This window comes from Methylobacterium nigriterrae, from assembly GCF_037106235.1.
Taxonomy (GTDB): domain Bacteria; phylum Pseudomonadota; class Alphaproteobacteria; order Rhizobiales; family Beijerinckiaceae; genus Methylobacterium; species Methylobacterium nigriterrae.
The window spans coordinates 1-6,101 of sequence record NZ_JBAWTG010000197.1; the positions used below are offsets into that span (position 1 = coordinate 1).

The 6,101-nt window shown below is 66.9% G+C and carries 6 protein-coding genes; 3 read left to right on the forward strand and 3 right to left on the reverse strand.

From position 1 onward, the window contains the following. Positions 1-1,052: 1,052 nt before the first annotated feature. Positions 1,053-1,943, forward strand: a complete 891-nt coding sequence (locus WDW90_RS33845) for a 3'-5' exonuclease (RefSeq protein ID WP_336492070.1) — start codon at positions 1,053-1,055, stop codon at positions 1,941-1,943. A gap of 59 nt (positions 1,944-2,002) precedes the next feature. On the opposite strand, the gene WDW90_RS33850 is transcribed toward WDW90_RS33845, so the two are convergent. Continuing rightward, on the reverse strand, positions 2,003-2,212 hold the full coding sequence (locus WDW90_RS33850) for a hypothetical protein (protein ID WP_336492072.1): 210 nt from the start codon (positions 2,210-2,212) through the stop codon (positions 2,003-2,005). A 542-nt stretch (positions 2,213-2,754) separates the two neighbouring features. On the opposite strand from WDW90_RS33850, the gene WDW90_RS33855 reads away from it, so the two are divergent. Both WDW90_RS33855 and WDW90_RS33860 read left to right on the forward strand, forming a co-directional pair. Next, on the forward strand, positions 2,755-4,056 hold the full coding sequence (locus WDW90_RS33855) for a TAXI family TRAP transporter solute-binding subunit (RefSeq protein ID WP_336492073.1): 1,302 nt from the start codon (positions 2,755-2,757) through the stop codon (positions 4,054-4,056). Positions 4,057-4,062: 6 nt separating this feature from the next. Beyond that, a complete protein-coding gene (locus WDW90_RS33860; protein ID WP_336492075.1) occupies positions 4,063-4,188 on the forward strand; it encodes a hypothetical protein in 126 nt (41 codons plus the stop codon). A gap of 641 nt (positions 4,189-4,829) precedes the next feature. On the opposite strand, the gene WDW90_RS33865 is transcribed toward WDW90_RS33860, so the two are convergent. Both WDW90_RS33865 and WDW90_RS33870 read right to left on the reverse strand, forming a co-directional pair. Further along, a complete protein-coding gene (locus WDW90_RS33865) occupies positions 4,830-5,615 on the reverse strand; it encodes a 3-hydroxybutyrate dehydrogenase (RefSeq protein WP_336492077.1) in 786 nt (261 codons plus the stop codon). Between the two features lie 14 nt (positions 5,616-5,629). Further along, a partial coding sequence (locus tag WDW90_RS33870) for an acetoacetate decarboxylase (RefSeq protein WP_336492079.1) occupies positions 5,630-6,101 on the reverse strand: 472 nt, incomplete at its 5' end.

Sequence of the window (6,101 nt, forward strand, 5' to 3'; positions counted from 1 at the left end):
CGATATCGGCAGTGATTTCGACGAAGTTGTTCTGCGTATTTTCTGCCGATCCGGACATTGTAGTTTCCGCTGCTTCACGATAGCTGAACGCGTACCGGCCTGGCCTGCGAAAGCAAGGGGGTGCACGCCAAAGTTGCCCGAAATCAGCCGCGCCATTCAGGGTTATCCAAACGTTTCAGAAGCATCTGCGCTTGCTTCGGCTGGGCCGGTATCTCGCCAGATTTGTTGGGTAGCCCACCAGGTCGCAAGGCAATCCCCTACCGCCCATTGGGCCTGCCGTCGTCACCAATCGCAGAGATGCATCGGCAAGCGGCGTTTCATTCCCGCGCAATGGTCTGGCGTGTACGCAGATGGCCCGCCGGCACACCGGGCAGATTCTTGAGCACGCTGCGGTCCAGCTTCCCGTAAGCTCAGTAGGAATGTGTCTTTCCGAAATCTGCTGGATTCCGCCGTTCGGCACGAGAGGCTCGGCTAAATATGCCTGAACTGCATCCTTAGAGCGGAACAGGTTTGATGAAGGCTCCGGTCACCCCCATTCGCCTCAAGAAGAGGCGCCGCACGCGCCCTCCGAGGGGCCCGCTCACATTTCGTGACCTGCACTCGACACGACGTGACGGGGAGACGTCCCGAAGGCCAAGTGCCGGCGGCAGCGGGTTCCCGCGCGCCTCGGACGCCATCGCTGGACCGGTCCCTCAGGGCGGAGGTGACGGTCACGTCATCAACCACGTTCTCGTCTGAGCTCGTGCCGAGGAATCGCTCGTGCACAGCGACGCGGCTCTTCACCCCGCTTGTCACGTCCGAACCCGCTGCTGGATGTGGGCCGCCACAACCCCTCTTGGGCACCTCGCGGTCGCCGACCATTCAATGAGCGCGAGCCTCGGCAGCGGCAGCCCTGGCACTGACGTGGACGCAAATCCGAGCAGCTTCTCTCGTCTGTGGAAACGCCCCCGCGTCGGCTGGTCGGCAGACCCACGCCAACGCTACGCTTGCACCCCTGCCATGCGGCACCTGTGCCGGTGGCCAGGTGAGCCGAGCCAGGACCCCGCCGCGACGTGAGCCAGCCCCTCGACAGCATCGCCGGCGTGCTCGAGCAGACCGGCGAGTACCGCGTGCTGCGCCGGATCGCGCCGTTCAGCGCCTGCCCCGAGCAGCCCGACGAGCCGACCTACATCGGCCTGATCCTCGACACCGAGACCACCGGCACCGACGTCACGCAGGACGAGGTGATCGAGCTCGGCATCATCCGCTTCGAGTACGGGCAGAGCGGGCGCATCTACCGCGTGCTGGAGACCTTCAACCAGCTGCAGCAGCCCTCAAGGCCGATCCCGCCCGAGGTCACCCGGGTCACCGGCATCACCGACGCGGACGTCGCCGGACGGGAGATCGACGACGCGGCGGTTGAACGGCTGGCGGCCGACGCAGCTGTCGTCATCGCCCACAACGCCAGCTTTGACCGGCAGATGTGCGAGCGCCGCTGGCCTCTGTTCGCGGAGAGGAACTGGGCCTGCTCCTGCCACCAAGTGCCCTGGCGCGAGGAGGGCCACGAGGGGCTGAAGCTCGGCTACCTGCTGGTCGATTGCGGCTACTTCCACCAGGGCCACCGGGCGATCGACGACTGCCAGGCCCTGCTGCAGCTGCTGGCGCGGCCGCTGAGGACGTCGGACCGCCTGGCGCTGGCCTGCCTCCTAGAGACGGCCCGCAAGCCGACGGTGCGGCTCCGGGCGGAGGGATCGCCGATCGAGACGAAGGATCTGTTGAAGGCGCGCAGCTACCGCTGGAGCCAGCGGCGGCGCAGCTGGTACATCGACCTCGATGAGGCGCAGATCGAGATCGAGCGCCGGTTCTTGAGCAAGGCGATCTTCCGGCGCCCGGTCGCGCACCTGCCGGCCGACCGGTTCACTGCGCGTGACCGCTTCTCGGCGCGCACCAACCCCGAGCTCTGAGCACGAAGATCAGCGGCGAAGGGAGGGCGCGTGGCGGTGCTTCCTCGCTGCCACGCGTCTCAGCAGTCCCGGTCGAAGATGAGCGCCGGCAGGACGTTGCCGCGTGCGACCGTGCGGTAGGCCGCGTCGGTCGTGACATCCTGCCGTGGATCATAGTGGCCTCGGGTGCGGAACTGCGCATCGAGCACCTTCTGCCGCCCGTCTGGCTCCCGTTCGATGTACCCGATCGTGCGGTAAGCGCGGTCCCTGATCGTCTCGCGGCTCATCATCTCTCTCCATCATAGAGCGGGCCGTCGCACGCTGCGGCAGGACCGTGGCTACAGCCCTCCTGCGACGGCACCGAACATGGAGAATTGCTGCCGCTGGAACGCGGCCGTTGCGCGGCGCGGACAGACGTGCCGTCGGCCGCACGGATAAACTGCTCCAACGCGCCGTCCGGCCCTCGGCCACTCCTGAACGAGATGGGACGCCGCTCAGTGGTCCCGTGGGAACTGCTTCCCGCAGCCTTGCGGAGGGCGGTCTGTTTCCTCATTCCGAGGGCGTGTCCCAACCACCGCAGCCGTCGAGCGCCTTCCGGCATGCCGTCCAGCCGCACGGGAGGCCATCCGACTCGCGGTGAGCCGGATCGTGCAGGGCGGCCAGGCCGATCTCGCGCTGCAGGCTCCGCAGAAAACCCTGAGGATCTCCGGATCCCGTTCGCTGCGCGCTGGATCGATCCGGTGCAATCGGGTTTGCTCGACCTCCTCGAGGAGCGCGGCGTCTCGCCAGGGCGGCTTTTCGGGCAGGCACCGCGGCGACCGGATCGGGCTCCATGAGACGTCCTACCACGACACTCCTCATCGTGATCCTCGTCGTCGCGGGCTCGGCCGCGGCCGCCGTGCTCATCCACATGCTTCTCGGCCTGCTCACACTTACCATCGCCGTCCCCTCAAACGCCGAGGGGCGACGGGCCGGCTCGGCCCTCGCGCAGGTCTTTGCGGCCGAGCACCCGCGTGTCCGGGTCCGGATCACGCCCGTGCAGGACCTTACCGCCGCCGCGAGCGCGCTCGACGGGGGCAGCGACCTCGCCATCGTTCGCAGTGACGCGGCCGGCCAGAACAGCCAGACGCTCGTCATCCTGCGCCGTGACGCTGTCGTGTTCGTCGCGCTGGGCCATGGGATCGATGGCGTGCGGGCTCTGCACGGACATACGGTGGGCCTGCTCGACGAGCGAATGCTCGACGCCAAGCTCTTGGACCTGATCCTCCAGCACTACGCCGTATCGCCAGGCGCGGTTCGGCGGCGGGTGCTCAGCCTCGACCAGCTGCCCGAGGCAGTCCGGCGCCGGGAGATCGACGTGCTCTTCGTCATCGCGCCGGCCGCGAGCGGATCATGGCTGTCGCTCTTCACGGCCCTGCGCAAAGCCGGCGAGGACCGGCCGCGAACCTTCGAGGTCGACGAGGCCGCAGCCATCGCCAAGGAGCACCCCGTCCTGGAGACCATCGATGTGCCGAAGGGAACATTCCAGGGCTCGCTGCCGTCGCCCGGCGACGATATCACGACGCTGTCTGTGAGCTATCGCCTGGCCGCATCAGCTGCGATGCCGGACTGGCTGGCGGGCGAGATCACCCGTGAGATCCTGACGAGCAAGTCGAAGCTTGCCGCCCTCGACGGCGATCTGACCGGCATCGAGGCGCCGGATCCCGATGACAAGACGCAAGCCCTGCCGATCCACACCGGCACTGCCGCCTACCTGTCCGGCAACCTGCCCAGCATCTCCGACCAGCTGCAGAACGCTGTCTACTGGGTCGGACTGGTGGCTAGCGGCCTGGCGTCACTGTGCGCGGCGGGAGCCGCCGTATACCAGCGGGTGCGCCCGCGGCGGCCGCCGACGAGCGTGATGCGGCTCCTGGAGATCTGGCTCGCTGTCCCCTCTGCAGATCCAGGCGAGCTCGATGCGCTGGAGGGTGAGGCGGACGCGCTGGCGGCGGCAACGATCCGGGCGGAGGCGCTCGGGCGGGTAGAGAGCACGGAGCTTCGCCTCGTCACGCTGCTCGTGTCGCACGTCCGCGAGGCGTTGCAGCGCCGCCGAGCGCTGGCCCGCGGGTCACCCGACGGGAGTGCGCGCGCTTGAAGCTGCATGGCGAGGGCAGGGGGAGCCGATGCCCGGCAGCGTCGTTTCCCGGCCGAGGCCTCGCTGCACCTGCGCAGCCGGCTGCAGGCAGCCCGGCCAAGCCAGAACGCCCGCCGCATCGGGCTCGCCTGAAGATTGGGCTGGATCACACGCTGCCCCCGGTGAGCGACAGCGACCTTCGGTCGTCCGCGGAGGGACAACCCCGGGGATAACAGGGACAAGAAGAAAATGATCTCTATAGAAATGCCCCTGTTGTCCCCCGGCCAAAGGCGGCGCGACCTGCCGAACCTCTTGAGACTGACACCGTCCCATGGGCCGAGGAGCCCAAGCCCGGCCTGCACGGAAAGCTGTGGCAGGCATCTTCCAGAAGTCATGATGCTTGGCGGCTTCCCGCTTCTCGTCGGCGGCGAACGGGGCCGTCTTACTTCCGCTTTGCGCCCATTCCTGCCGTTCAGCCGGCTCGGGCGGCATCTCCGAAGCGGCCATTGCAGCAGCCCAGGTTATCGGTCTTGGGCGCGCCAGGAGCCAATATTCCGACGGCTGAAGTGCCGGCCCACGCCTTCGTAGGCCGTCTGCTACGCTTCGTACCGTCCGGCTACCTCAGCCCGCAATTTGAGATTGTCGGGCCGCCGGGTTGTGGCAAGTTCACGCTGGGCGTGCTCGCTGCATCGGTATGGACAGGAAACCCTGAAAGCGACTGTGGCGGCGGTGACAATTGGAACTTGACCCTCAATGCGATTGAGGATCTGAAGCTGCGCCGTCGCGACGGCTTCTTATTCGGCCGTCCAGCCGCCGTCCATCGAGAGATTGGCTCCGGTGATCTGGCTCGCCGCATCCGAGCACAGGAAGACCGCGAGTGCGGCGACCTCATCGACCGTGACGAATTCCTTGGTGGGCTGGGCCTGCAGGAGCACGTCGTTGATCACCTGCTCCTTGGTCAGCCCGCGCGCCTTCATGGTGTCGGGGATCTGCGCCTCGACGAGGGGCGTCCAGACGTAGCCGGGGGAAATGCAGTTCACGGTAATCCTATGCGTCGCCAGTTCGAGAGCGGCCGTCTTGGTCAGGCCGGCGATGCCGTGCTTGGCCGCCACATAGGCCGCCTTGAACGGCGACGCTACCAGTGAGTGGGCCGAGGCGGTGTTGATGATCCGGCCCCAGCCCCGCGTCTTCATGCCCGGAATGGTTGCCCGCATGGTGTGGAAGGCCGCGGATAAGTTGATAGCGATGATCTGATCCCACTTCTCCGGCGGGAACTCCTCAAGGGGTGCGACGAACTGGATGCCGGCGTTGTTGACGAGCACGTCGACCGCGCCGAGGCTCCCTTCCGCCTCGCGCACCATCGCGACGATCTCGTCGGGCTTCGTCATGTCAGCCGCCGAGTATGCGGCACGCACTCCGAACTCTGTCTCGATCCCGGACCGTTCGTGCTCGATCTCGTCAGGATTGCCGAAGCCGTTGATGACGACGTTGGCGCCCTCCCGGGCAAGGGCGCGGGCGGTGGCGAGGCCGATCCCGCTCGTCGAGCCGGTCACGAGAGCCGTCTTGGATTTGAGGGACATGGCAACCTCCGAGTTCAGGCCAGGTAATCGTGCAGCACCTCGCCGTAGGGCAGCGTGAAGTCGACGACCTGGTGCCGACCGCGAACGACGCGGCGTACGGGCAGGTCGGCCACGCGGCAGTTGACGTGCGGGATGAGGTGCAGCCGGGCATCACCTTCCCAGGCGCCATGCACCGTCACGTCCTGCAGCCGGTAGCCCACGAGCTGGGCGACCTTCACGCCGCCGTCGACGTCCGGGATGAGCTTCAGGTTGACGTTGAGGTGGCCGATGCCTTCGCGGACCCTGTCGAGTTGATCCTCTAGGCTGCGGTGCTTGTAGGTCATCGTACCCATCGCCACCCGCTCGTCGTCGTAGTGCAGGGTGCCCGTGAGCGTATCCTTGGTCACCGCTACGGCCTGTTCGGCCTTGAACGTGTTCCGTGTGCGGGCGTTTTGCTCCTCCTGACTGGGAGGAGTGATGCTGGACGACGCAGAATGGAGAAAGCTG